This is a genomic window from Eubacterium sp. An3 (assembly GCF_002159465.1).
Classification (GTDB): Bacteria; Bacillota; Clostridia; order Lachnospirales; family Lachnospiraceae; genus Anaerobutyricum; species Anaerobutyricum stercoris.
Map to the genome: position 1 here is coordinate 23,468 of NZ_NFIR01000024.1, position 23,783 is coordinate 47,250.

The window sequence follows — 23,783 nt, forward strand, 5'->3', positions numbered from 1 at the left end:
ATGGCAGAAAGACCATTACATATCATAGAGCAGATCAGGGGATTTGCCTACATGTCCGATCAGCAACTTGCCACAGAATTTAATATGTCAAAGCGCACTGTCCAGCGGAAGCGGCGCGGCATTGAGACGGAAATGGAAAAGGGCAGGTATAACAAATATGCCATTGTAGGTACCCTGACGAATGTATATGTCTTTATCGACTACATGAAATTTGAAAAGATGCTCAGTAATCCGGTATTGCGGAAATGTGTGCCGGATTTTGAACCGGAAGAGATCATGCGTATCTGCGGATTCAATCAGCAGGTACGCGCGGCGGTGGAAGTATAACATGAAAAAAGTGCCCGGGAAGCGGCAACTCCCGTAGGGCACATAGGCAATTAAACAATTTCATTTTACACCGACAAAGGAGAAATGAAAAGATGAAATTAAAAAGATTTTTCAGTGAAGCCATCACACTGGCTGCATTCGCCCTGATCGGCTGGCTGACCATAAGCTGGGCAGACGTATTGTTGCACAACGACCCCATCACCGGGGATGCGGCGTACTGGCGGGGCAATGCGATTGTGATGATGACGGAATTAAGGGATTAAAGGAGGAAATAACATGGTAAAAGGAACATTAAAGTGTGAAGATGTAGCCTTTGATGTGGAAGGCGATTTTGGAATGATCATGATAACTAAGCTGGGTGATAATGGTGCGATAGACTTGAAAGCTGCATCTTTCGGGAAAGGTAATGCTGTTGAGACGGCATATGCTTTAGGCCAAGGAATAGGAAATACATTGAATGCACTGGCTGGGAAAAATCCGGCGAAACGAGTGATAGTCCGGGATGCATTTATCAAAGGAATGGTGAAGTATCAGGAATGAGACAGCAGCAGATCACACCGGGAATCACCCGGTATCAGTTCGGCAGCAACGAAGAATGGCTGCATAACCGTTGGGGAATCGGCGGATCTGACGCATCGGCGGTCCTGGGGTTGAATCCCTACAAAACCAATGAGGAGCTCTGGTTGGAGAAGACCGGAGCTCTTACGCCGGAAAATATTTCTGACAAGCCCTATGTGAAATACGGGCATGATGCGGAGCCGCTCCTGCGAGACTTGTTCGCCTTGGATCATCCGGAATATCAGGTCGAATATTACGAGAACAACCTCATCCGCAATGAGAAATATCCGTGGGCGCACGCTTCGCTCGACGGTGAGCTGGTAGATCAGGAAGGCCGGCGGGGAATTCTCGAGATCAAGACCACGAATATCTTGCAGTCCATGCAGCGAGAGAAGTGGCGGGACCAGATTCCTGATAACTATTACATACAGGTCCTTCATTACCTGTTGGTCACGGAGTATGACTTCGCCGTGCTGAAAGCGCAGCTAAAGAGTGACTGGAGCGGGGAAAACCGATTGGTGACCAGGCATTACTTCATTGAGCGGGCAGACGTAGCCGAAGACATTGCGATTTTAAAGGAAGAGGAGGAGAAGTTCTGGCGGAGCATCCAGACTAGGGAGCAGCCGGGACTGATCCTTCCGGAAATATAGGAGGCATTTATGGAATTAAAGATTTACAACCCGCAGGAGGACGGGTTTTTAAAGAGTATTGATTGGAACTTTGAGGACCTGAAGGCGGAGATCACCCAGAAGTCCAATGAGTACATGAATCTGGTTTACAGCGATGACCAGATCAAAGAAGCGAAGAAAGATCGGGCAGCGCTCAATAAACTGATCTCCGCCCTGGAGGCGAAGCGGAAGGAAATCAAAAAGCAGGTCATGATCCCATATGAGGATTTTGAGAAAAAAGAGAAAGAACTGGTCAGCATCATCCGGCAGGCCGTGGATAACATCGACAGCCAGATCAAGGGCTACGAGGAAGGGCTGCGGCAGGAGAAGTTGAAAAAGGTAAAGGAGATCTACAAAGAAGCCATCGGGGACTTAGACCGGACAGTGCCGCTGGAGCGGATCTTCAAAGATTCCTGGCTGAACGCATCCACGACGCTGAAATCCATTAAGGAAGAGATTACCGCCATCTATGCAAAGGTGGATGCAGACTTAAAGGTCATCAATAAGGAGAGCAGTACATACGGCTATGAGATGAAAGAAGAATATCTGAAAACCTTTGACCTTTCCGCCGCCATGGCGAAAAAACAGGAACTGGAGGAGACAGCCAGGAAGAAAGCCCTGTTTGAGGAACAGAAGCAGAAAGAGGCTGAAGAGCGGGAGCGTAAGCTCCGGGAAGAGGCCGCCAGAGTGGAGCAGGCCGGCAAACCGGCGGCGGCAGAGATTATGCCGGCGCCAATGGACGAACCGGCGGCCGTAGCGACAGAACGGGTATCCCCGGCAGTGGCAGCGCCGGCAGTCCGCAGAAAGCGGGTGGTCATTGCAATCACGGCCAATGAGAACCAGTTTGGATATTTAAACCAGGTACTTTCAACCCTCAGCAAGAACGCTGAGAAAGTTGAGATCATAAGTAAGGAGGAGTTTTAAGTATGGCAGTAAAAAACAGTTTACAGGGAAAAGCAGCACCAAAAAACAAGATGCAGGTGCAGTACAGCGCCGGCGGCGTTGATATCGTCCTGACGCCGGAGATTGTCCGGGAATATCTCGTAAGTGGGGACAAAGAAAGAGTGTCTACACAGGAAATTGTGATGTTCATGAACCTCTGCAAGGCCAGCGGCCTGAATCCGTGGGCGAAAGAGGCATACTGCATCAAATACGGCAATGAGCCGGCGTCCATGATTGTTGGTAAGGAAGCGTTTATGAAACGTGCAGAAGCCAATGAGAATTATGATGGATACGAGGCCGGGATTATCGTTCATGACAAGGAATGCGGGGAGATTGTCCGGCGGCCCGGAAGCTTCCGTCTGCCAGAAGAGGAGATTGTGGGTGGATATGCCACAGTCTGGAGAAAAGACCGTAGACATCCGTATTCCATCGAGGTTTCTTTTGAGGAATACGCCGGACGCAAGAAGGACGGTAGCCTGAACCGTCAGTGGGCTTCCAAGCCGGCGACGATGATCCGTAAGGTCGCACTGGTACAGGCGCTGCGGGAAGCATTTCCTTCCGCTTTCGGAGGCATGTATTCTGCCGAGGAGAATGGTTACACGGAGGCGGAGGGAGGCGCAGCCTACATTATGGCAAATGATGATACTGCGATTCCAATTGAACAGCATGAGGAAATGCCGCGCGTGGATGCGGAGCAGATGCAGCGGCAGCCGGAACCGGTGGTAACGCCGCCGCCGGCGACGCAGGAAGCACCAGACGGCCAGCAGGCGTTTTTCTAAAGGAGGGAGTTTATGCAGCACATTAATTTAGAGACTTTTGCGAACGGCGCCTTTTCCGCCCAGGTAAACCGGGCGATCGAGGAGGTAGCGAAGAATATCCAGGACCCAAACACAGATGCGTCAGCGACAAGAAAAGTGACTGTCACCATTGGTTTTAAACCAAATCAGGAGCGGAACTTCATCGCCACGGCCGTCCAGACAAAGACAACCCTGGCGCCGGCGCTGGGCGCTGTCACAGCCCTTGGCATGGGAAAAGATTTAAAGACCGGAGAAGTGGACTGCGTGGAAATTGGCAGCCAGATCCCAGGGCAGTTATCCCTGAATCTGGAAGAACCAGAAGCAGAGCCGCAGGGAGAGACAGCAATAGGATATGACCCGTCTACCGGAGAAATTTTCGAGACGGAGCCAAAGGCAGAGAATAAAGTGATCAATTTAAGAGAAGCAAAATAGGAGGTACGATTCATGGAAAATAATTTAAGAGATGCAATTCAGTTACTGTTGGACGTAGGCGAGGACATGGCAAAGCCGGAAGTCCTGGAGATTGCCGGGAAGACCTACTGTACCAAGAACTTACAGAGATACGATAAAGAAGAGATGGCGGTTCCACTGACCGCCTGCAGCTTGACTTCCCTTCTGGACTACCTGGCGGAGCGCAGCGAGGAGCTCAGGGAGTCTATGATCATCCATGTGGAGTCTCCGACCAAGGTCCGCCTTCTTTCCGGCCTGATCAAAGAGAGACGGCGGGAAGAGCTCTTCTGTGTGGAGACCTATCCGAATGGATTTCAGTTTGACCGGTATTATAGTCAGGAAGACTTCGTTATTAACATGCAGACCGCCTTCCAGCAGACCGATGAGACGAAACTGATCCTGGCTGTGGCCGGCAATGTGGAGAATAAGACAGTTTCCAACTACGGGGACGACGGTACCAGCCAGAAAGCGACCATCAGCCGGGGCATTGCCGGCAAGGCAGATGTGGAAGTGCCGAATCCGGTCCGCCTGCAGCCATACCGTACCTTTTTAGAGGTGGATCAGCCGGAGAGCAAGTTTGTATTCCGGATCAGTGAAGACAGAGACGGGGCGCCGATCTTCAAGCTGGTAGAGGCAGACGGCGGCCTGTGGAAGTATTACGCGGTAAATGCCATCAAGGAATACCTGAGAGTTCATATCAAAGACCATGATCGTATTGCCATTATCGGGTAAATGATCATGAGGACGGTGAGATTTACAGTGCCGGGCCCGCCGAAAGGCAAGGCCCGTGCCCGGACCGTCCGCACAAGAGGCGGGCAGACATTTTCCTATACGCCGGAGGGGACGGTCCTTTATGAGAATCTGATAAAGATATCGTTTTCGCAGACTGGGGAGAGACCGTTTAGAGCGGAAGAGTATCTGCGGGTAACTATCATGGCATATTATCCCGTACCTAAGAGCACCAGCAAGAAGAAAGCGACAGAAATGGTTGCCGGGTATATCCGGCCGGCAAAGAAACCGGATATTGATAATGTAATAAAATCCATCCTGGATGCCTTAAATGGCGTGGCGTACCACGATGATACGCAGGTGATTGCAGTCACCGCGGAGAAACGGTACGGCGCTGAGGCGCGGGTGGAGGTAGAAATTTCAGAGATATAAGGAGCTCACATGGCAAGACAGAGAAAGAGGGGGCTTGATTATTTTTCTCTGGATGTTGATTTTTTTTCGGCGGATACAAGAATCCGGATCCTGAAAGCAAGATACGGAGCAGATGGAATCACGATCTTTCTCTATCTGCTCTGTGAGATATATAAAAATGGATACTACCTGAAGGTAGATGAAGATTTCTGGTATGTCATGTCCCATGATCTTGACATGAGTACAGATAAGGTGAAGCAGGTCTTAACATTCTTATTGGAACGGTCACTGTTTGATAACAAACTTTTTCAGTCGGACGCTGTTTTGACCTCTGCCGGAATACAGAAGCGATTCCAGCTTGCAGTCAAAGAAAGGGCAAGAAAGAATCCGATAAAAATATCGGGGTACTGGCTTTTGGAAAAAGAAGAGACGGAACCCTTTATTAAAGTTACCCATTTTCAGGATGATTCCGGGAAAAATGAAAATAAATCCGGGAAAAATACCGATAATTCCGCGGAAAAATCCCTAAAGGAAAGTAAAGTAAATAAAACATATATATATTTCAGTAATCCAGAGCTGGAGGAGGTTTTCCGTCTGTTCATCTCTATGCGGAATCACAATCAGAAAAGCCCGTTGATGCCGGAGCAGATCGAAGGACTGCGGCAGGAGCTGTCTGCTATGGGAAAAGATGATGCGGAGCGTATCGCCATTTGTAAGCAGGCGTTTAACCGGGGATGGAAAGGGTTTTATCCCATCAAGAAAGAATCCGGGAAGAAAACGCAGGCAGGAACAAAGAAGGCTGCCACAGGGAATGCCAATGGCTTTCATAACTTTGATGAGCGGGAATACGACTATGATGCTCTGGAGAAGAAACTGGCAGATAAACGGAAAAACCAATGAGATAGGAGAAATGAGACAGATGGGACGAACAAAGAGTCTGGCATCCCTGAATGATTGTACCGATGCCACGTATCGCGTTATAAATACACCATTATATTCTGCAGGCGAATCGTCGTCATATAAGAGATTATTGGTGCGAGTGACGGATGAAGATCTGGAAATGGCGCTGGAGATACTATGCAGGGAAGATATGCATAGTAAAAAGCAGGAAATGATACAAGAGGAGCTGAATATCCGCCAACGGCCAGAACGAATTACAGTGAAGGGTGCATGGGCGGATTCATTTCGAAGAGAATGGGAAGCTGTGAGACAGGCAGCAAGGAGGAGTCAACGCAGATGAAGAGGATGGAAAACTTAATTATTGACTGCTTTGCCGGCGGAGGCGGGGCAAGTGTAGGAATAGAGATGGCACTGGGACGTCCGGTAGACATTGCCATCAATCATGATCCGGATGCTATCCTGATGCATAAGACCAATCATACGGGGGAACGGACTCCTCGTCTGTGGGTGGATGATAGCGAAGGAAAGCTGAAGTTTGCATAAAAAAGAAATGTACGTTGATAATTGAATATTGATGGTTGGATAAGTTGTGATATAATTTACTCTAAGAGGTGTATACAATGGATAATATAATAACTGGAATCATTGGATTACTTGGAGTACTTGTAGGTGGATTTCTAAATTATTTTATTACAGTAGCATTAGATTACAAAAAAGGAAATGAAGAAGCCAAAATATTGACAATATGTGAATATGAAAAGCTCTGTGACCAATTGAGAAAGTATAATACTGATCGTATAAGTCATGATGATTTAATGAATTATTATTACAATCACTATAGTGAAAGAAAAGCAGAAATCAAAGCTAAACAACTTATGTATTTTTCTAAAAAGCAACGGAAAATTGTTGACGATATAGATAATCATGTCTGGAAAATGTTAGAAGATGAAAATATTTTACAATTATTTAAACAGTTGCAGAGTGTTATGGAAAAACTGAAATAAAAAGCCAACCATCATATTCGATGGTTGTTTTTTTATGCCCAAAATAACGGAAATAGAAGAAGGGAGCGTGATTCATTTGGAAAAAAAGAGACTCAGGGACATGACCTGGGATGATTACAGAATATCGAAGCATCGGTACCAAGAACTCAAGGCGTTTTGTCTTCAGTATGATGAGAAAAAGAACAAGATACGGTACGGATTATCTTCTGTGCAGAACGATGGTACTCCCACCGGCGGCGGTGACGGGAGGCCAACGGAACGGCAGGCAATCGACAATGAGCAGTATAAGAGAGACTGCCTCATGATTGAAGAAGCGGCTGTCAAGGCAAATCCGGGAATATGGAAGTACATACTAAAATCAGTTACACTTGGGCTACCGTATGAGTTTATTGAATATGATGAGGATCTTGGGAGGATTACAGTCGGAAAGACGGATTTCTATGCATACAGAAAATTATTTTATCATTTTTTAGATTTAGAAAAATTGGGGATAAATTAAATGTAAACTGATGATGTCGTGTTTAAAGTGTAAGATATAGATAATGGCAAATAAATTCTCTTTCTAAAATATTTTTTGGGAAACACCCCGTAGAAATATGGGGTGTTTTTTCGTGCAATATTTTTTATCGGATATTGTAGTATTTTACAAGTATTAGGTGTAAAATGGAGAAAAATGTTTTACGGAGGAAGAAAATATGCAAATACCAATAACATTTAGATCGAAAGATAGTGATTATATAACAATTCCTGTTTTGAAAAAGTTTTGTATAGAAAACCAAATAAAATTGGGATATAATCGAGCAGATTTAATTAACGCGATAGAAACCTTTGCAAATGAGAATATTACAAATGAAGAAAAAGTAAAGGATTGGTTGGAAGACATTTTAAAGATGGGGATGAAAATTTGTTTAGTGACTAAAATATGCCCCCTAAAAGATAAAGATTTTCAATCTATAAAAGAAAAAATAGTAAATAAATTTCCTCTGTGTCGTCAAACAAGGATATGTGAAAGTGTTTCAGATAAGAATTTTCAACTAATAAGTTATAAATTAAAGAGTGCCGATAATGGAGAAGTAGAGTATTGCAATTTTGTATTTTTAATACGATTAATTAAAGCAAAAAGTACTTATTCAGATATAGGGGATGAAATAGAATATCCTATTTTTGTTGATGTAGATTTAAAAAATGGATTTATTATTTCTCGTTCAAAATCTTCATCTGGTTTATTTAAAATAGGACAAGAGAAAAATGTGATAGAGCGTGAGAAATCAACAAATGCTGAACGTTTAATGCGGGCGTGTGAAAAAATAATTGTTGAATCTATTGGATTAGAATATGAAGAACAGGAGATTTGTAAAGAGGCTTTTAAGAAAACTATATTTAGTATTTTAAATCGGTTTACAAAAACTCCACAGGTAATTCAAGAAAAAATAGATAATACTGCACATGATTGTGAAGAATTTATTTCATATATTTTTAAGAAAGCAGGTATTCCGCAGTTCAATGATATTAAACAAGAAGCATTATTTGATTTAAAAATATTCATTGAAAAATATGTATCAGTTACATATAATGATAAAAATATTTTTATGGAAGATAGATGTGCTTATCCAGTGAAATTTTCTGCACATGACAATGAGTTTACAAAGATTCAAGAGAATACAAGAGTGGGAGACCCTTTACAAAGTAAAAAAGCTTTTTTTGATTCAAAAAAGGTCGTTTATACACATAAGAAATGTGATAAAATATCATTATGTTATCATAGAAGTGCAAGAAAATATTATTCGGAGCAGGAATTTAATGTATCTATATATATTGAAAAATATTCTTGTGCCGTAAAATTTATGAGTTTTGTGGAGGAGAGTGATATTCAAAATGTTTTATCAGGAATCATACAACAATTTGTGGTATGAAAACAACCCACAAATGATAGAAGATTTTGACCATTTATTGGGAACACTAGTGGGAGATATAATTGATAGAATCACGGTATCTTTTGTTGCGGAGAAAATGTCAATCCCGTTTGAATTGGCAAAACAAATACTTATGTATTATAAAGATAAAGAAATTTTGAAACAAAGATATGTTGTAATATGCCCGAAATGTGGAGAAATATTGTTTTTCTGCGATGAAGAAGAGTTGTTAGAAAAACTTGAGAAAAGGCCAGTATGTTTTGAATGTGAAGATAATGATTACGGAGATTTTAATTCATCTGATATTTTTTTGGTATTTAAGAGAATAAAAAAATCAACTACGAGCCAAAAGGAAGTTAATGAAACTTTGATTAAATATGGAGATATTTTAGGAATAAGAAAAAGTGATTCTTTTTTTTGTAAGGCTGATTCGCTGCAGAATAATACGATGGATTTATATAGATTGTATTATCACCCGAGTGAGTCAGCATATGTTAGATTTGATAATCTAAGAAAAAAACTTGATTTGGATTACGGGAAAAATACAACCGAACAGGGGAAAGCGCTTGAAGTATTGATTTTAGACATCTTTAATCAGATTAAATATGTAAAAGGAACCAACGACATAAAAACACGAACTAATCAATTTGATTGTACCTTTTTGTGCGGAATCAATACAACGTATTTATCAGTGTTTAATAGGTTATCTCCGTGTTTCATTATAGAATGTAAAAATGAAAAGGACAAGCCGAATAATGACTACACTAATAAATTAGAGAGCATATTAGATGTAAGTGATTCTAAAATTGGTATAGTATTTGGTAGGAAAGATGCAACAAAGACATGCTTTACAATTTCTCGCGAGCATTTTTTAGCTACAATGCGGAGCGAGGAAGAAAAAATTATAATTACATGTTATGATAAAGATTTAGAATATATAATAGACAAAAGAGTAAATTTATTACATTATTTAGAATACAAAATCTTTCAGGTTACGCATAATAGTCCGAATTCAACATATGAAATGTTTTGTGAAAATGCAAATGATTAAGAGATGGTTGTTAGCCATCTCTTTTTTTCTTTCCAAACAAACGATTGGAAGGTGAGGGAACTTGGAAGATGAAAATATGTTAGAATGTTTTTACGGAATACATAAAGATGAAGAAAAGCTAGTATAATTTTAGATAAAATAAAATTGGGGACAAATTGAGTGTGGTTTCATGATATTATGATAGCGTGATTTAATTCACAGAGGACGATTGCCAGATTACTGAGGTATTGAGATTCCTCCCCTTAAAACATTTTTTGAGGACACCCCGTAGAAATATGGGGTGTTTTTTCGTGCAATATTTTTTATCGGATATTGCTATTAGTTTTTATATGTTGTTGTTTTTTATTGTTATTTAGTGTAAAATAAATAAAAATGTTTTACTAGGAGGATAGAATAATGAAAAAGGCATTAATAAAAGGAATATGCGGGATTATATGTGTTATAGTATCAGGTATATTTGGATACATGACAGCAAAGAATGATGTTGAAAAACAAGTGAGTCAATATGTTAATGTGGATAACGGAGATATATCAGAGGCAATGAACTCTTTGGTGACAGAAAACCAGTCTTTGAAAGAAGAATTGGATGAAGAAAAAGAAAAAAATTCAACATTGGAAAAAGAAAATGAGGAATTGCGAAATTCAGGAAATAGTACTTCAAATGATGATTCAGAATCAAGTACTGCAGAGAATGATACAGAAACAGCGAGCAATTCAGATTTTTTGAGCTTAGTTTATGATGGAGATGATTATTATATAAGTGGCATGGACGATGGAGGAAATGATATAAAAATTGGGGGCAATAGTTATTATTCAGGATTGGAGCTAGCTGTAAACGGAAATTGCGGATTTGCATTAGCAAATCTAGGGAAAAAATATACTCATTTGTCGTTTGAGGTAGGAAGAATGGACGAAGAGCCTATTGTTGGGGCTAAACTAACAATTTTTAAAGATGGAGAGGTTTATCAAAATTATGAAATTGATGCAGAAAAAACACTTACAGCAATTGATTTTGATATAACAGATACAGATATTTTGAAAATTCAGTTAGATTCAGATTTTGCTGAATATGCAATTGTTAACATTAATTTGGAATAAAATTTATCTTTAGAAGAAACAATTAACGAGTTGGTTAAAGAGGTGGTGATATGCCGAGGGCAAGAAATCCCGACAGGGAGAAAGCATTTGAAATATACAAAAACCATAATGGTGATATAGATTTAGTTGAGATTGCGAATCAGCTTTCTTTGTCTCCGGGCACTGTCCGAGGATGGAAGTCGAAGGACCAATGGGAACAAAGAGTGAATGGAACGTTCCGAAAAAATACGGAGCGTTCCAAAAAACAGAATATTGCAAAGAGAGAAGCCGTTGCGGAGGATGTGGAGCAGGTATTGAATAATACTGATCTGACCGATAAGCAAAGGCTTTTTTGTTTGTATTATGTCAGATGCTTTAACGCCACAAAAGCATATCGGAAAGCCTATGGATGTAGCTATGAGACAGCCATGACAAATGGGTCAGAACTACTAAGAAATACTAAGATTCGAGACGAGATTTACCGTCTCAAGCAGAACCGTTTGAATCGGGAAATGCTGGATGAATCAGACATTTTCCAAAAGTATATGGACATTGCTTTTTCAGACATGACAGATTATGTGAAATTTGGACAAGAGACAGTGCCAGTGATGAGCGCCTTTGGTCCGGTCAAAGTCAAGAATGAGGAAACCGGCGCAGAAGAAATTATGACAAAAGAAGTAAATGTGGTACGATTTCGGGAATCATCTGAAGTGGACGGCACTTTGATTGCGGAAATCAAACAGGGCAAAGATGGCGCCAGCATTAAACTATTAGATAAAATGAAAGCTTTTGACTGGATATCGAAACATATGGATATGGCCAGCGAAGAACAAAAAAGACAATTAAAAGAGATGAATGTCACATTTTATATTCCTGATAACGGAAGGGACTGAGGAACATGGGACAAATCATTAAACCGCAACCTGGTCCGCAGGAAATGTTTTTGAGTAGTCCGGCAGACATTGTGATCTATGGAGGTGCTGCGGGAGGAGGCAAGTCCTGGTCTATTCTGTATGAGCCGCTGCGACATGTAGATATACCAGGCTTTAATGCAGTGATTTTCCGAAGGACTATGGCGCAGATTATGAATTCAGGATCCTTATGGGATGCCTCTTACAATCTCTATAATAATTATCCGGGAGCCAAAGACTTTAAGACGCCACGTCCGAGCTGGCGATTTCCGTCTGGGGCAAACGTGACTTTTGCACATTTGGAACAGGAGAAAACAAAATATGATTATCAGGGAACGGAAATATGTTTACTGGAATTTGACGAATTAACACATTTTACTGAAAGTCAATTTTGGTATATGCTTTCTCGTAATCGTTCCACCTGCGGAATCAAACCATATGTCCGTGCAACATGCAATCCTGACCCGGATTCCTTTGTGGCTAAGTTGATTCAATGGTGGTGGGATCCGGATACGGGATATGCCATCCCCGAAAGAAGCGGTGTTGTACGGTATTTTGTCCGTATAAAAGACAGTATTTTGTGGGGAGACAGCCGCGAGGAAATAATGCGTATACCGGACGTAAAGGAAAACTACGAAGCAACTTACGAAAAATTCCATGAAAGTGGATTAGAGTATAGCATCGAGCGGTTCATATTATCGTTCACTTTTGTAGCATCCAGTATTTTTGACAATAAAGAACTATTGAAAACAAATCCTATGTACCTGACTAATTTGCAGGCGATGGGACGGATTGACAGAGAGCGCCTCCTGAAAGGAAATTGGAAAATACGGCCGGCAGCGGGATTATTCTTCAAACGTGCAGAGGTGAAGATGATCGAACATCTGCCTACTGATGTGGTACGATGGGTACGGGCATGGGATCTGGCGGCCACCGATGTGGACGAAGGCGGCGACCCGGCCTATACCGCCGGCGTTCTCATGGGAAAGCGGCGTAATGGAGATTATGTCATTGCCGATGTTACCAATGAACGGATGCGATCAGAACGCGTGAGGAAGCATATTAAGAATACAGCTATCATAGACAGGAAGAAATATAAGAGAGTGACAGTACGTCTGCCAAAAGATCCCGGTCAGGCTGGAAAGGAGCAGGCGCAGAGTTATGTCAAGATGCTGGCAGGTTTTACTGTGAAGACTGTAGCGGAAACAGGAAGCAAAGAGACCAGGGCGGAACCGTTCGCCGCGCAGTGGCAGGCCGGTAACGTGGAAGTTCTTATAGCAGATTGGAATGAGATGTATTTTAATCAATTGGAATCATTTCCGGAAAGCAAATTTAAAGATATGGTGGATGCCAGTTCCTCCGGATTTGCGGAATTGGAATCTGCTACAATGGTCTCTGCACCAGATTCAGATACAGGCGCAGAGAAAGATAGCTATTGGTGGTAATAAGGGAGGTGAGGAAAGATGTATAATGAACTTGGCCGTATCGGACAAAACCGGTACGGAGGCACATTCTTTGAAGAATTTCTTCCAGAACTTCGCGGGCAGCGCGGCATGAAGGTGTACAAAGAAATGGCTGACAATGATGATATGGTCGGTGCAATCCTGTTTGCCGTGGAAACATTGCTGCGGCAGGCGCCTTTCCGGGTAGAGCCCGGCGGCGATACTCCGGCAGATGAAGAGGCAGCGGAGTTTGTAGAGAGCTGCATGAATGATATGCAGGACACATGGACGGATACGCTTTCAGAGATTCTATCCTTCCTGACTTATGGCTGGAGCTATCACGAGATTGTTTATAAGCGCCGCGCGGGGAAGCATCGGAACCCGAAAATGAACAGCAAATATAGCGATGGTCTGATCGGATGGCGAAAGCTGCCGATTCGGGCGCAGGATACGTTATATCAATGGGAGTATGACAACGAAGATAACCTGCTGGGCATGACGCAGCTCCCGCCGCCGGACTTTGGGCTGCGGACGATCCCCATTGAGAAGGCGATTCATTTCCGTACAAAGAGTAGGAAGAATAACCCGGAGGGACGCAGCATCCTGCGGACAGCATACCGGTCGTGGTATTTCAAAAAAGGCATCCAGGAATTTGAAGGTATCGGTATCGAGAGGGAACTCGCTGGGATTCCGAAGATAAAACCACCGGAGGATTGCAATTTGTATAATCCAGACGATCCGGATATGGTACGGCTGCTGGCTTGGGCGGAGAGCGTAGTAAAGAATATTCGTCAGGATAAATGCGCCGGCGTCGTCCTTCCGCCAGGATTTGAGTTTGAGTTAGTATCTTCGGGTGGCAGCCGGCAGATTGATACCAATGCAGTGATCAACCGCTATGATAATCGAATATGTATGACTACCCTGGCGGATTTCATCATGCTGGGGCATGAAAAAGTAGGAAGCTTCGCTTTATCATCAGATAAGACGGAGCTTTTTTCGATGGCGATTGGTTCCTATCTGGACATCATATGCGAGGCGTTTAACAGTCAGGCAATCCCACGGCTTATTGATCTGAATGGCAATCACTTTAAAGGTATTACCGATTATCCACAGATGGTGCATGGAGATGTGGAAAAGGTGGATATTCAGAAAATGGCCTCCTATATCCGGGATATGGCCGGTATCGGCGTCCTTGTGCCTGATGATGGATTGGAAGATTATGTCCGCGATCTGGGTAATCTGCCGCCGAAAATAGAAACAGATCGGAAGATTGACCCGGAGAGGGAAGAACAACAGCGTAGCCCGCAGCCGCCGGAATCTGAACAGAAGACGGTGCGGCCGGAAGATAATCAGGAAGAAGCCGCCATGATGGAAGAAGCCAAAAAGAGGCTGGGAAGGGGCGAGTAAGATGTTCCGTTATCATGGTCGGCAGCGATTTATCAAAAAAAGAGGGCCGATGCCGCCAAATGAAGTAAAAGCTGCATTGGAAAGGTTTTTGGATGACAGCCAAGGCACCGAACTTATCCGTTTCCTTGTCCGGTATTGGAAAGACCAGCAAACTGTACTTACCTTCCGGGAAATCCGGGAAGCGATACTGGCGGGTGACATTACAATGCAGATGATGAAGGACTGGCAGCAAGATTACTCCAAAATGGTTGCTGAAAAGATGGAGCCGACATGGGAGGCAGCCATGGAAGCTGGGGCACTGAATCAGATGGCGCATAAGGGACTGGATATCGGATATAAATTCCGGAAAGACCACTGGGCGGTGCGGGACTGGTTACGAGACCGGACGGCTACGCTGGTCACAAACTGCACGGACGAGCAGCGCAAAGCCATCCGGAACATCATCGCCGATGGCATCCAGAACAAGATGTCTACCAGGGAGCTGGAAAAATTCATCCGTCCCTGTATCGGCCTCACAAAGCCGCAGGCAGCGGCCAACCTCAGGTATTATAACAACATCAAGAAAGAACTGCGGGAAAAGCATCCCCGTATGACGGAGGCATCCATTGAAAAGAAAGCATCCGAAGCATCTATGAAATACGCTGACCGGCAGCTTAGGCAGCGGGCGTATACCATCGCGCACACAGAGCGGGCCATGGCCTATGAGTATGGGCGGTATCAGCATACAAAAGATTTGATAGCGGAAGGGCTGATGAAACCACAGAAAAAGGTCTGGAGTGTGGCAAGGAATGAAAGTACCTGTGAGCGATGCTTGTATTTGGATAGACAAACCGTGTTCCTTGACGATCCCTTCAAAGAATCAGGCGGAAAAGAAATATTTCTTCCACCGCTTCACCCGCGGTGCCGTTGTGCGGTTATGTATCAGGACGATGAATTGAGCAGGGAGGAAGAGAGGGCAGTCATTGACTATGTGGGCCCAAATAAGTCCTATATTTTAAACGAGAAGCTGCGGAATGGGGAGATCCTTACAAAAGAAGAAAAAGAGATGCGAGATAATCTGGATGCTGCACTGAAACATTTCCCAAAATTTGAAGGGAATATCTTGCGCACTATGCCGATTGGCGATACGGATGCATTGGGTGTTTTTATTGACAGGATGCGAAAAGGTCGGGTCTCTTTTGCGGAGTACCTATCTTTTTCCTCAAAGAAAGGATATAATGATGAGGAAGCAAACGTAAAGATTTATGTGAGTAACTCAAAAAAAGGAAGAAATATGCTGCATTATGGAAAATATGAAAATGAAATCTTATATGAAAGAAATACAAAATTTTCCGTAGTGGATATGCAGGAGGCAGACGGAGTGTGGTATATTTTGTTGGAGGAGGAATAGGAATGGCATTAACCGCAGAAGAATGGCTGGCATTGCCGATTGAGGAAGGAGACCGCAGGGCAGAAGAGTTGTCTCCGCATGAAGCGTTTCGGCTCAGGTCGGAACTTGCTTACTGGCCGAGAGGCCCGGAACATTATCCGAATGGACCTGTTGTCCGGAAAAAGAAAAAATGGACAGAGGAAGAAAAGAGGAAATACCGGGAAAAAGATTTCCATGTTTTCCGCGATCTTTTCCACACGATACCGGAGAATATCACTTTTGAGCAGTGGGATGCGGCGGGCAATCCGTTACATTGGGATAAAAATGGGCCGGGAGCACCTTTTCCGTATGTCGATGATACTGATTAAAGAAGAACCTTCCGGCAAACAGGAGGATACATGATATGGTATTATCTGAAAATATCTATTTCTTACTATTGTTTACTTTACCCGCAGCGCTGAATATCATCTTCAATGCCCATTTGCGGAGCGTGCCGCAAAGAGAGAATGATAAATCAGTAGAGCTTGCCGTCAGCATTGTATTCTGTTTGGCCGTGTTTTTCTGCAACCTGCTGTTCATGCAGGAGGATATCAGAGAACTGGGGCAATATTTATTGTTGCCTGCAGAGGAACGGCCGGGATTTTGTGAGGCATCTGGTTTTGATTATTTTAACTGCCTGGTCAAATATTTTGTGGTGAATCTGCTCAGCAGCATTTCCGTGATTGTTTTGTGGTATTCTGTGGGGCAATGGATATTCCGGAATGGCAAGAACATAGTGAACCGCAAGATCAACAGGCCGGATGAAATGAAATTCCCGGATGTATGGACAAACCTGTTCGAGACAAAAGAGATTGTGGATGTTGAGAATGTAGCAGTTAAGATTGAGAAAGGCGGAAATTTGGTATCAGCAGGCTTGATAAGACTGTACCCAGCTCCAGATATTGAATCCAGGGAGATTGCTTTATATAACACGGACAGAGTGAAGGAAATCTTTGAGGAGGATAAGAGTAAAGATATAAAAGACCGGATATTCCCCAATGCGGGTTGTGAATATTATGACTTTGATACAGACACTCTTATCAAGTTTTATTCCTTGGAAAATTATGATAAGATGCCGGAGAATATTGTAAAAGAACCGGAATAAATCCGGTTCTGCCCTTACTTTTTAGGTGGATTTGTAGGGCGTGTGGCAGGCTTCCGGGCTCCATTTCCTTTTCGGATATTGTAGGTGGTGGAAGAATTGGAAGCCTTTCCTGAGGTTGGTCTTTTCGACATACCGATGCCTCCTTCCCGTAAAAATGTGTTTTTATGATACTATAATGCATTCGCAATGACAAGGACGGGAAGGATGCGGTAAAAGAGTAAAAAATGTATATAGTGAATGTTTCCATAGACCGGAACCTTGTAGATGAGCAAAGGATATCTGCAAGGCTTCGGTCTATTTTCGTAGAAAAAATAAGGAGGAATGACTATCATGAGATCATTTGACGACTATGTTATCCGGTCGCCGGCAGCGGATCCGAGACTGCATACGGTGACCATTACCAAAAAGGATGAGGAAAAGCAGTACGCTTTTGGCTGGGCGAAGATAGCCGTTACAGTAGACGGCGAGCAGCTTGTTGACAGACAGGAGGATTTGATCGCTCCAGAGGATTTAGAAGAGACAGCATATAAGTTTGTTGAGTTTTACCGGGAGGCCGGGGAGATGCACGAGCGCGGCGGCGCCGGCGTGCTGATCGAGAGCATCGTATTCACCGCGGAGAAGATGCGGGCCATGGGAATCCCGGAAGGGACGCTGCCGGAAGGATGGTGGATTGGGTTCCACATCACCGACGCGGATGTCTGGGAGAAGGTCAAAGACGGGACCTATTCCATGTTCTCCATTGAGGGGAGAGCCCGCCGGGTACCGATAGAGGAAGAGGGAGAGGAGGAGCCATGAAAAGATTTTTGAAGCGGATAGGATTTTGGCCACATCGCCATACGTTCCTGCCGCACCGGTATTATTATGACCGGTTATACGGAAACCACTATATCCGTAAAACCATATGGAAATGCACGCAGTGCGGGAAGGAGATTGGATGAAACATTATATAGGATGTAAGCTGATCGAAGCAGAGCCGGCACTCAGGATCAATGGTGAAGTGATTCAGCAGGAAGGGGATTATATAGATATCCCGCCAGAAGCAACAGTAGAAGAGGGGTACCGTGTGAGATATCCAGATGGGTACGAGTCCTGGTCACCAAAGAAAGTCTTTGAAAAAGCCTATTTTCAAGTAGATGATTCAGTGGTACAGGGTGAAAACAATGTATCCCGCAGGATGGTCGATGAATTTATCAGCCATGCGATGGCCTGTTCATCGCCGCCGATTGAGCCACATGTTGTGCGAGTGATGTGTGTCCTGAGAAACGGAACAACCATTCATGAAAAGTTTGACTGTGTGGATCCCCAGCTTTTTGATGAAAATTTTGGTGAAAAAATGTGCTGGAATAACATCTATAGGAAAATCGAAGAGCATTTAGATTTTTTGATCAAGATGGGAAAGAACGGCATCCAGTAAAATAGTTGATGGATAGCACCTGAAGGGGTGTTTTTTTATTTGAGAGAAAGGAGGAGCAATGGCAAAAACAAAGCTTAAGGACCTGACTGTCAAGAAAGTCGATGTCGTTGATGTCGGCGCAGATCAGCATGCGGATATCCTGATCACCAAGCGTGACGGCACCGGGGATGAACCATTTTATAAACGGTTTTTCCGGAAGTTTTGCAGCGCCATGAACCTGGACACCGAAGACGTCCGGAAGGCAGTGGAAGCAGAAGGGTTCGGAGAGAAGATGGTGCAGCGGCAGATGGATAAAGTCAGGGATGAGATATGGAACGCCTGCTTTGCGCTGCAGGATTCCCTGGTGTCTATCCTGCTGGACAGTGAGGTGGAAGACAAAGCTGACCGTATGGAAGACAGTGTGGAACAGTTCACGGAGTTTGTCAAAGATGCGGTGGCAAAGTGGTCTGCAGGAAATACCAGCAACGCAGTCAGGGAACCGGAACCGGCAGACGATTATGCTGTGGTCAAGATGCAGGAGATGATCGAAAAATCCTGTGGCAGCGGTGGTAAAAAGAAACCAGTAATGAAAGAAGATCCGGAGAATGCTCCGGGAGAAAAGGAGGATGAGGAAGTGAAATTTAATACAGAAAACATGACCCCTGCGGAGAAGATGGCGTTTGAAGACCTGAAAAGCCGCTATGGTGTGGAAGAAGATCAGCAGGGACTGGCAGGAGGAAAAACAGAGAAAGCGGACGATAAGGGCAATGTCAAAGATGAGGTGGCCAAAGCTGTGGACGCAGCGATGGCAGAAATCCAGAAGAGCCTTTCCGCCCAGGTATCTGATATCCTTGAGCCGATGCGGAAGCGGGCAGAGCAGATGCAGGAAGCAGAGCTTCTGGAAGTGGCCAAAAAGTATGAGGTCACCGGGATCACGCCGGATAAGCTGGTGCCGATTTTAAAATCCATGAAGCAGGCATCTCCGGAAGCATATGCTGATTTTATTGCGACCATGGACACCAACGTGGAAGCCATTGAGAAATCCGGACTGTTCTCAGAGATTGGGAAATCCGGGCATGACGGCGGCGGGGCATCTATGACATCTGATCAGGCATGGGCCACTATTGAGAAAAAAGCCAGTGACCTGATGGTGAAAGAACCATCTCTTACCCAGGCACAGGCCATTGACCGTGTGTGCCAGGCAAACCCGACCTTGGTACATGCCTATGAGAACAAGTAGAGAGGAGGAAGGAAAATGCAGTATACCAGTTTAAGTATCAATGATTCGCCGACGATCGCCATGGAAGCGGCGGCTGAATTAAAGGATGCCAGATGTTTGGCAGTAAAGTTTGACGAAAATGGAAAAGGCGTCCTCTGCGGTGCCGGAGAGAACGCGATTGGCATTTTGCTGGCTAACGTCGAGGAGACGATCCCTGCCGACGGCCAGATGGATGTCCAGGTCAAAGACATAGGACGCTGGGTTGCCGGTGGAGCAGTGTCGGCGGGTGATGAGCTGACTTCGGATGCAACCGGGAAGGCAGTCAAGGCAGCAGCAGGAAATTTTATCACAGCCATCGCCCTCGCTGCGGCAGAGAAAGCCGGAGATATCATCCCGGTACAGATCGTGAAGGCCGGATATATGGCAGCGGCAGAGTAGAAGGAAGGAGGAACAGAAATAATGTTTGGTAATATATCAACAGGAGACTTACAGGTAGCCATCGCAAAGGGATGGAAACCGAACCAGTATCTGTCCAACATGTCTATGGCGTATTTTGCGGACAGGAATGACTTTTTTGCCAGACGGATTTTCCCAATCTGTCCGGTGCAGCTCTCTACCAGCTATTATTATGAATTTTCCCGTGCGGACCTTGCCCGGGATAATGTCCACAGGAAGCCATCCGGCGGCAAGGTGGCGCCGGCTGTGATCGGGCACACGGACAAGACCTATAAGTGCGAGGTGGAGCAGATCATCCTCCCAATTGACCAGATCGGGGCGCTGGATTATCAGAGGAGCAAAGCGCCGGGTTCCATTGACCCGCGCAGGAACAAAGTCCGTGTCATCACGGAGCAGATGGACATCCACCTTGACCGGGCGTTTTCCGCGGCATTTATGCAGCCGGGGGTATGGGCGCATGAGTACGCGGGTGTGGATGCTACCCCGTCAGGTAACCAGTTTCTGAAATTTACAGATGCCAACTTTGACCCAGTGCATTATTTTGACGAGCAGAAGAAAGAGATGAAGCGCATGGGACGCCGGGAGCCGAATAAGCTGTCCCTTGGCTATGACGCATATCTGGCGCTCAAGAGCCATCCGGATATCCTTGAGCGGGTGAAATATTCCGGCAGTACTCCAAACCCGGCAGTGGTCAATGAGAAAGTCCTTGCAGAACTCTTCGGCCTGTCTGAGGTCACTTATTTAGCGTCTACCTACAATGCGGCGCCGGAAGGCCAGGAAGAGGATATGCAGTTCATTGCAGATTCCGCCGGGGCATTACTCACCTATACGACAGCAGCTCCGCAGATTGACGAGCCGTCCGCTGGTTATATCTTCACCTGGGATATGCTTGGCAACGGCCAGTGGATCGCTATGGACCAGTACGAAGGGGAGAATGGAACGCATACAGAGTTCGTGGAGGGTCTGATGGCGTTTGATATGAAGAAGACATCAGACGAACTGGGGATGTATTTCAAGGACTGTGTATAAGGAGGCAAGGAAAATGTATATCGCATTGAAAGACCTGAACCTGTCCGGCGTGCGGTATATGGCCGGGGAAGATATCCCGGGGGAGGCGGTCGTACCAAGCAGGGCGGCCGCCCTTATCCGCAGCGGATATATCGCGAGATATGAGGACAATAGTGGCTGTCATGGGGCTGGCGCCGATCATGCAAAAGGCATCCCGGTACATCTGAAGAAAAGTAAGGAGGATATCTACCTTCATCCGGATGAAGTGGCGGCAGTCTTTCTCATCCTGCAGGAAAATGCAGAAGACGCCGCTGTAACGCTTGCGGAACAGGACAACCGGAACGTATTGGAAGTTGTCCGGGAACTGGACAGCCGGAAGGGCGTCCGGGCAGCGGCAGAAACGTTCCTGGAAGAACTGGATAATTCAGCAGAAGAGACCGCTGAAGAAAACAAAGCGGATGTGGGACAGCAGAAAGAGGCGGTGGAATGACCTACAGTTATTATCCGGAAAAAATGAATACCGACGCAAAAGACCGGATGCGGTTTGAGCTTGCTGATACGGATGTTGCCAGGGATAACATCTCGGCGGCGCTGTCCGATGAGGAGATCAACGCAGTTTTAGAGCGGTATCCGGATGACTTCCGCATGGCGAAGTTCAAGCTGGTGGAGCATCTGGTCTTTAAGTATGGACAGGATGTGGATAACAGCGTCGGGCCTGTCTCTTTTACGTTTTCCCATCGGATGGATTTCTGGAAGAAATTATATGACGATATGAAGAAGGAGATAGCCCAGAGTGCTGTAGGTAACCTCAAGCCCTACGGGGGAGAGTTGGAGAGGAAAGAAAATTATTTTTATGTCGGCATGATGCATAACCCGGGAGGAGGGCGGAGAGGGGGAAAGAGATGAATTTCAAAGGATATGGCAATGGCCAGCCTGGCCAATATACACATGAGTTTACAGTGTTCCGCCGGAAGAACAAGAAGACGGCCACTGGCCGGGTGGCAAAGGATTGTGAGATGAAGACCCCGTTTGTGATACCGGATGGGATCCTGGCGGAAGCCAGCCAGAAGGAACAGGAGGCGTGGGCACAGAACCAGCATCCCATCACCCACACGGTGGTATCCTATCAGCCGCCGCCGGGCGTCCGGGAGAAAGATGTGCTTGTGCTGATGGATGGCAGCAGCCGGCGGTTCCAGGTGCAGGGTATCGTCAATCCGGCAGGAAATAACTTATACGCCATTTATTATGTGCAGGAAAGGATGGATGTCTATGGCAATCAGCGCGGGAATGAAGTTTGCGCAGTACGCGGAAAAGATCAGTGATGGTATGCGGGATGAGCTATACCGACGCGGTGTCCAGATCACGCAGGTTTTGAGAAAAACAGAACTGGAGGTATTGGCCGGAGCCAGGAATGGTATCAAATATAAGAGTCTGCCAAACCGCTCTTCTGCTCCCGGAGAAGCGCCTGCGGCACAGTCGGGGAAGTTGCGGCAGGAATGGGACGATATCACAGAAAGACAAGGCAACGGCCATACGAGTATTGTAACAAGCCGCATTACCAGTACCACACCCTACGCAGGGTATCTGGAAGAGGGGACAGAGCGCATGGCGGCCCGGTCTTTTGTGGATAAGATCATTGAGAAAGCGGAGCCGGAGATCTTGGAGATTGCCCGGGCGCCATATGGGCCGTATTTATAAAGACAAGGAGACAAGATGTTAAGCCAAATGATTCATGACCACATCAAAAGCCTGGGATTGCAGGGGCTGGCCGTCCATGCCGGCGATCCGGCTATTTTTGAGATGCAGGCTCCGGGGGATACGGATTCCGGGTGGGAAGGTGTGCAGTATGGCCGTGTGATTTACGATCTGCTGATTCAGGATGACGCCGACAGGAAGGTATCTGGTTCCTTGCGTGTCATGGCGGCTTATACGGATATTGACATGCTGCCGCCGGCAGTGCGGAAGTTACAGGAAGCGTTTGACACTACATTTTTTACGGATGGGGAAGAAGGTCTGACTATCGCCACCACCTGGCAGAAGTCTGAGCCGGTCAATGTGAAGATCGGCGGCGGCACGGATATGGAAGTGTTCGGAACCATTTTGTATTTTGATGTATATGCATTCCCTGCGAAACGGTATGTGCCGATGGATGCGGTGGCATCACTGGCTGCCTATATCAGATCCCGTTGCCCGGATGTTTGGGTCATCAATGACGGGATGATAGAAGACGGCAACCCGGTATGGAAGCCGGGAACCTCTGTCCCGGAATCTGCCGTGTATGTCCGTTTGGAACAGATCACGCCAGGGAGCTTCCCATCGACCCATGCCTGCACCTGGTATACAGCGCGGCTGTGGGTGCATGTGATATCCGCGTCTTATGACATAGCCAATCAGATATTGACAGACATTTCTTATGCTTTATCTGAGGCAGAGCGGTTCCCGATGGATGACGGCTCGCCTTTTTTTATTGGCCAGATGCAGATTGGCCAGGGAAACAGTCCCCTGCGTGACGGCCAGATGCAGGTACAGGGGCAGTATGGCATTCTGCGGGAGATGCAGGACACCCAACCAATGAACATCATCAATATGAACGAAGGGAGAGGATGA

General features: G+C 45.5%; 34 protein-coding genes. All 34 read left to right on the plus strand.

Features of this window, described 5'->3' with window-relative positions; translation table 11 throughout:
* Positions 1-327, plus strand: a complete 327-nt coding sequence (locus B5F87_RS15580; RefSeq protein WP_087282672.1) for a hypothetical protein — start codon at positions 1-3, stop codon at positions 325-327.
* Between the two features lie 92 nt (positions 328-419).
* Positions 420-590 (plus strand): hypothetical protein, encoded by a 171-nt coding sequence (locus B5F87_RS21040; RefSeq protein ID WP_158097065.1) that lies wholly within the window; start codon positions 420-422, stop codon positions 588-590.
* 13 nt (positions 591-603) lie between these two features.
* Positions 604-867: a hypothetical protein gene (locus tag B5F87_RS15585; RefSeq protein ID WP_087282674.1), complete on the plus strand. Its 264-nt coding sequence runs from the start codon at positions 604-606 to the stop codon at positions 865-867.
* A complete protein-coding gene (locus B5F87_RS15590) occupies positions 864-1,535 on the plus strand; it encodes a YqaJ viral recombinase family protein (RefSeq protein WP_087282676.1) in 672 nt (223 codons plus the stop codon). Before B5F87_RS15585 ends, B5F87_RS15590 begins: the two co-directional genes overlap by 4 nt.
* 9 nt (positions 1,536-1,544) lie before the next feature.
* Positions 1,545-2,477 carry a DUF1351 domain-containing protein gene (locus tag B5F87_RS15595; protein WP_087282678.1) on the plus strand — a complete coding sequence of 311 codons (933 nt, stop codon included), beginning with the start codon at positions 1,545-1,547 and terminating at the stop codon, positions 2,475-2,477.
* A 2-nt stretch (positions 2,478-2,479) separates the two neighbouring features.
* Positions 2,480-3,274 (plus strand): phage recombination protein Bet, encoded by a 795-nt coding sequence (gene bet / locus B5F87_RS15600; RefSeq protein WP_087282680.1) that lies wholly within the window; start codon positions 2,480-2,482, stop codon positions 3,272-3,274.
* 12 nt (positions 3,275-3,286) lie between these two features.
* Positions 3,287-3,724: a hypothetical protein gene (locus B5F87_RS15605; protein WP_087282682.1), complete on the plus strand. Its 438-nt coding sequence runs from the start codon at positions 3,287-3,289 to the stop codon at positions 3,722-3,724.
* Positions 3,725-3,736: 12 nt separating this feature from the next.
* Positions 3,737-4,474: a hypothetical protein gene (locus tag B5F87_RS15610; RefSeq protein WP_087282684.1), complete on the plus strand. Its 738-nt coding sequence runs from the start codon at positions 3,737-3,739 to the stop codon at positions 4,472-4,474.
* Positions 4,475-4,480: 6 nt separating this feature from the next.
* Positions 4,481-4,903, plus strand: coding sequence for a RusA family crossover junction endodeoxyribonuclease (locus B5F87_RS15615; RefSeq protein WP_087282687.1), 423 nt, complete (start codon positions 4,481-4,483; stop codon positions 4,901-4,903).
* 9 nt (positions 4,904-4,912) lie between these two features.
* The gene (locus B5F87_RS15620) at positions 4,913-5,782 is read left to right on the plus strand and encodes a DUF4373 domain-containing protein (protein WP_087282689.1); all 870 of its coding nucleotides are present in this window, start codon (positions 4,913-4,915) and stop codon (positions 5,780-5,782) included.
* A gap of 19 nt (positions 5,783-5,801) precedes the next feature.
* Complete coding sequence (locus tag B5F87_RS15625) at positions 5,802-6,122, plus strand: hypothetical protein (protein WP_087282691.1); 321 nt, start codon at positions 5,802-5,804, stop codon at positions 6,120-6,122.
* The gene (locus B5F87_RS15630) at positions 6,119-6,325 is read left to right on the plus strand and encodes a DNA cytosine methyltransferase (protein ID WP_087282693.1); all 207 of its coding nucleotides are present in this window, start codon (positions 6,119-6,121) and stop codon (positions 6,323-6,325) included. Before B5F87_RS15625 ends, B5F87_RS15630 begins: the two co-directional genes overlap by 4 nt.
* Before the next feature lie 77 nt (positions 6,326-6,402).
* Positions 6,403-6,786: a hypothetical protein gene (locus B5F87_RS15635; protein ID WP_087282695.1), complete on the plus strand. Its 384-nt coding sequence runs from the start codon at positions 6,403-6,405 to the stop codon at positions 6,784-6,786.
* A 76-nt stretch (positions 6,787-6,862) separates the two neighbouring features.
* Positions 6,863-7,285, plus strand: coding sequence for a hypothetical protein (locus B5F87_RS15640; protein ID WP_143405265.1), 423 nt, complete (start codon positions 6,863-6,865; stop codon positions 7,283-7,285).
* A gap of 196 nt (positions 7,286-7,481) precedes the next feature.
* Entirely contained in the window at positions 7,482-8,699 is a 1,218-nt protein-coding gene (locus tag B5F87_RS15645) for a hypothetical protein (RefSeq protein ID WP_087282699.1), read from the plus strand.
* Positions 8,662-9,750 carry a hypothetical protein gene (locus B5F87_RS15650; RefSeq protein ID WP_087282701.1) on the plus strand — a complete coding sequence of 363 codons (1,089 nt, stop codon included), beginning with the start codon at positions 8,662-8,664 and terminating at the stop codon, positions 9,748-9,750. Before B5F87_RS15645 ends, B5F87_RS15650 begins: the two co-directional genes overlap by 38 nt.
* Positions 9,751-10,146: 396 nt before the next feature.
* Complete coding sequence (locus tag B5F87_RS15655) at positions 10,147-10,848, plus strand: NPCBM/NEW2 domain-containing protein (RefSeq protein ID WP_087282703.1); 702 nt, start codon at positions 10,147-10,149, stop codon at positions 10,846-10,848.
* Positions 10,849-10,898: 50 nt separating this feature from the next.
* The gene (locus B5F87_RS15660) at positions 10,899-11,720 is read left to right on the plus strand and encodes a terminase small subunit (protein ID WP_087282705.1); all 822 of its coding nucleotides are present in this window, start codon (positions 10,899-10,901) and stop codon (positions 11,718-11,720) included.
* Positions 11,721-11,764: 44 nt separating this feature from the next.
* Positions 11,765-13,183: a phage terminase large subunit gene (gene terL, locus B5F87_RS15665; protein ID WP_242964513.1), complete on the plus strand. Its 1,419-nt coding sequence runs from the start codon at positions 11,765-11,767 to the stop codon at positions 13,181-13,183.
* An 18-nt stretch (positions 13,184-13,201) separates the two neighbouring features.
* On the plus strand, positions 13,202-14,587 hold the full coding sequence (locus B5F87_RS15670; RefSeq protein WP_087282709.1) for a hypothetical protein: 1,386 nt from the start codon (positions 13,202-13,204) through the stop codon (positions 14,585-14,587).
* A 49-nt stretch (positions 14,588-14,636) separates the two neighbouring features.
* Positions 14,637-15,977: a phage minor head protein gene (locus B5F87_RS15675; RefSeq protein ID WP_158097066.1), complete on the plus strand. Its 1,341-nt coding sequence runs from the start codon at positions 14,637-14,639 to the stop codon at positions 15,975-15,977.
* Positions 15,978-15,979: 2 nt separating this feature from the next.
* Entirely contained in the window at positions 15,980-16,324 is a 345-nt protein-coding gene (locus tag B5F87_RS15680) for a hypothetical protein (RefSeq protein ID WP_087282713.1), read from the plus strand.
* Between the two features lie 35 nt (positions 16,325-16,359).
* Positions 16,360-17,100, plus strand: coding sequence for a hypothetical protein (locus B5F87_RS15685; protein ID WP_087282715.1), 741 nt, complete (start codon positions 16,360-16,362; stop codon positions 17,098-17,100).
* A gap of 330 nt (positions 17,101-17,430) precedes the next feature.
* Complete coding sequence (locus tag B5F87_RS15690) at positions 17,431-17,895, plus strand: XkdF-like putative serine protease domain-containing protein (RefSeq protein WP_087282717.1); 465 nt, start codon at positions 17,431-17,433, stop codon at positions 17,893-17,895.
* Complete coding sequence (locus B5F87_RS21045; RefSeq protein WP_158097067.1) at positions 17,892-18,038, plus strand: hypothetical protein; 147 nt, start codon at positions 17,892-17,894, stop codon at positions 18,036-18,038. Before B5F87_RS15690 ends, B5F87_RS21045 begins: the two co-directional genes overlap by 4 nt.
* Positions 18,035-18,514 carry a Gp49 family protein gene (locus B5F87_RS15695; protein ID WP_087282719.1) on the plus strand — a complete coding sequence of 160 codons (480 nt, stop codon included), beginning with the start codon at positions 18,035-18,037 and terminating at the stop codon, positions 18,512-18,514. Before B5F87_RS21045 ends, B5F87_RS15695 begins: the two co-directional genes overlap by 4 nt.
* Before the next feature lie 58 nt (positions 18,515-18,572).
* The gene (locus B5F87_RS15700; RefSeq protein WP_087282721.1) at positions 18,573-19,733 is read left to right on the plus strand and encodes a hypothetical protein; all 1,161 of its coding nucleotides are present in this window, start codon (positions 18,573-18,575) and stop codon (positions 19,731-19,733) included.
* 15 nt (positions 19,734-19,748) lie between these two features.
* On the plus strand, positions 19,749-20,150 hold the full coding sequence (locus tag B5F87_RS15705; RefSeq protein WP_087282723.1) for a capsid cement protein: 402 nt from the start codon (positions 19,749-19,751) through the stop codon (positions 20,148-20,150).
* A gap of 21 nt (positions 20,151-20,171) precedes the next feature.
* Complete coding sequence (locus B5F87_RS15710) at positions 20,172-21,197, plus strand: hypothetical protein (RefSeq protein ID WP_087282725.1); 1,026 nt, start codon at positions 20,172-20,174, stop codon at positions 21,195-21,197.
* A gap of 13 nt (positions 21,198-21,210) precedes the next feature.
* On the plus strand, positions 21,211-21,666 hold the full coding sequence (locus B5F87_RS15715) for a hypothetical protein (RefSeq protein ID WP_087282727.1): 456 nt from the start codon (positions 21,211-21,213) through the stop codon (positions 21,664-21,666).
* Positions 21,663-22,082, plus strand: coding sequence for a hypothetical protein (locus tag B5F87_RS15720; protein WP_087282729.1), 420 nt, complete (start codon positions 21,663-21,665; stop codon positions 22,080-22,082). Before B5F87_RS15715 ends, B5F87_RS15720 begins: the two co-directional genes overlap by 4 nt.
* Complete coding sequence (locus B5F87_RS15725) at positions 22,079-22,498, plus strand: hypothetical protein (protein WP_087282731.1); 420 nt, start codon at positions 22,079-22,081, stop codon at positions 22,496-22,498. Before B5F87_RS15720 ends, B5F87_RS15725 begins: the two co-directional genes overlap by 4 nt.
* Positions 22,446-22,874: a hypothetical protein gene (locus tag B5F87_RS15730; protein ID WP_087282733.1), complete on the plus strand. Its 429-nt coding sequence runs from the start codon at positions 22,446-22,448 to the stop codon at positions 22,872-22,874. Before B5F87_RS15725 ends, B5F87_RS15730 begins: the two co-directional genes overlap by 53 nt.
* A 15-nt stretch (positions 22,875-22,889) precedes the next feature.
* A complete protein-coding gene (locus tag B5F87_RS15735; RefSeq protein WP_143405266.1) occupies positions 22,890-23,783 on the plus strand; it encodes a hypothetical protein in 894 nt (297 codons plus the stop codon).

Excerpts from the sequence above, each read along its gene's own strand:
- B5F87_RS15580 (WP_087282672.1), top strand. The coding sequence starts at position 1 with ATGGCAGAAAGACCATTACATATCATAGAGCAGATCAGGGGATTTGCC.
- B5F87_RS21040 (WP_158097065.1), top strand. The coding sequence starts at position 420 with ATGAAATTAAAAAGATTTTTCAGTGAAGCCATCACACTGGCTGCATTC.
- B5F87_RS15585 (WP_087282674.1), top strand. The coding sequence starts at position 604 with ATGGTAAAAGGAACATTAAAGTGTGAAGATGTAGCCTTTGATGTGGAA.
- B5F87_RS15590 (WP_087282676.1), top strand. The coding sequence starts at position 864 with ATGAGACAGCAGCAGATCACACCGGGAATCACCCGGTATCAGTTCGGC.
- B5F87_RS15595 (WP_087282678.1), top strand. The coding sequence starts at position 1,545 with ATGGAATTAAAGATTTACAACCCGCAGGAGGACGGGTTTTTAAAGAGT.
- bet (WP_087282680.1), top strand. The coding sequence starts at position 2,480 with ATGGCAGTAAAAAACAGTTTACAGGGAAAAGCAGCACCAAAAAACAAG.
- B5F87_RS15605 (WP_087282682.1), top strand. The coding sequence starts at position 3,287 with ATGCAGCACATTAATTTAGAGACTTTTGCGAACGGCGCCTTTTCCGCC.
- B5F87_RS15610 (WP_087282684.1), top strand. The coding sequence starts at position 3,737 with ATGGAAAATAATTTAAGAGATGCAATTCAGTTACTGTTGGACGTAGGC.
- B5F87_RS15615 (WP_087282687.1), top strand. The coding sequence starts at position 4,481 with ATGAGGACGGTGAGATTTACAGTGCCGGGCCCGCCGAAAGGCAAGGCC.
- B5F87_RS15620 (WP_087282689.1), top strand. The coding sequence starts at position 4,913 with ATGGCAAGACAGAGAAAGAGGGGGCTTGATTATTTTTCTCTGGATGTT.
- B5F87_RS15625 (WP_087282691.1), top strand. The coding sequence starts at position 5,802 with ATGGGACGAACAAAGAGTCTGGCATCCCTGAATGATTGTACCGATGCC.
- B5F87_RS15630 (WP_087282693.1), top strand. The coding sequence starts at position 6,119 with ATGAAGAGGATGGAAAACTTAATTATTGACTGCTTTGCCGGCGGAGGC.
- B5F87_RS15635 (WP_087282695.1), top strand. The coding sequence starts at position 6,403 with ATGGATAATATAATAACTGGAATCATTGGATTACTTGGAGTACTTGTA.
- B5F87_RS15645 (WP_087282699.1), top strand. The coding sequence starts at position 7,482 with ATGCAAATACCAATAACATTTAGATCGAAAGATAGTGATTATATAACA.
- B5F87_RS15650 (WP_087282701.1), top strand. The coding sequence starts at position 8,662 with ATGTTTTATCAGGAATCATACAACAATTTGTGGTATGAAAACAACCCA.
- B5F87_RS15655 (WP_087282703.1), top strand. The coding sequence starts at position 10,147 with ATGAAAAAGGCATTAATAAAAGGAATATGCGGGATTATATGTGTTATA.
- B5F87_RS15660 (WP_087282705.1), top strand. The coding sequence starts at position 10,899 with ATGCCGAGGGCAAGAAATCCCGACAGGGAGAAAGCATTTGAAATATAC.
- terL (WP_242964513.1), top strand. The coding sequence starts at position 11,765 with ATGTTTTTGAGTAGTCCGGCAGACATTGTGATCTATGGAGGTGCTGCG.
- B5F87_RS15670 (WP_087282709.1), top strand. The coding sequence starts at position 13,202 with ATGTATAATGAACTTGGCCGTATCGGACAAAACCGGTACGGAGGCACA.
- B5F87_RS15675 (WP_158097066.1), top strand. The coding sequence starts at position 14,637 with ATGCCGCCAAATGAAGTAAAAGCTGCATTGGAAAGGTTTTTGGATGAC.
- B5F87_RS15680 (WP_087282713.1), top strand. The coding sequence starts at position 15,980 with ATGGCATTAACCGCAGAAGAATGGCTGGCATTGCCGATTGAGGAAGGA.
- B5F87_RS15685 (WP_087282715.1), top strand. The coding sequence starts at position 16,360 with ATGGTATTATCTGAAAATATCTATTTCTTACTATTGTTTACTTTACCC.
- B5F87_RS15690 (WP_087282717.1), top strand. The coding sequence starts at position 17,431 with ATGAGATCATTTGACGACTATGTTATCCGGTCGCCGGCAGCGGATCCG.
- B5F87_RS21045 (WP_158097067.1), top strand. The coding sequence starts at position 17,892 with ATGAAAAGATTTTTGAAGCGGATAGGATTTTGGCCACATCGCCATACG.
- B5F87_RS15695 (WP_087282719.1), top strand. The coding sequence starts at position 18,035 with ATGAAACATTATATAGGATGTAAGCTGATCGAAGCAGAGCCGGCACTC.
- B5F87_RS15700 (WP_087282721.1), top strand. The coding sequence starts at position 18,573 with ATGGCAAAAACAAAGCTTAAGGACCTGACTGTCAAGAAAGTCGATGTC.
- B5F87_RS15705 (WP_087282723.1), top strand. The coding sequence starts at position 19,749 with ATGCAGTATACCAGTTTAAGTATCAATGATTCGCCGACGATCGCCATG.
- B5F87_RS15710 (WP_087282725.1), top strand. The coding sequence starts at position 20,172 with ATGTTTGGTAATATATCAACAGGAGACTTACAGGTAGCCATCGCAAAG.
- B5F87_RS15715 (WP_087282727.1), top strand. The coding sequence starts at position 21,211 with ATGTATATCGCATTGAAAGACCTGAACCTGTCCGGCGTGCGGTATATG.
- B5F87_RS15720 (WP_087282729.1), top strand. The coding sequence starts at position 21,663 with ATGACCTACAGTTATTATCCGGAAAAAATGAATACCGACGCAAAAGAC.
- B5F87_RS15725 (WP_087282731.1), top strand. The coding sequence starts at position 22,079 with ATGAATTTCAAAGGATATGGCAATGGCCAGCCTGGCCAATATACACAT.
- B5F87_RS15730 (WP_087282733.1), top strand. The coding sequence starts at position 22,446 with ATGGCAATCAGCGCGGGAATGAAGTTTGCGCAGTACGCGGAAAAGATC.
- B5F87_RS15735 (WP_143405266.1), top strand. The coding sequence starts at position 22,890 with ATGTTAAGCCAAATGATTCATGACCACATCAAAAGCCTGGGATTGCAG.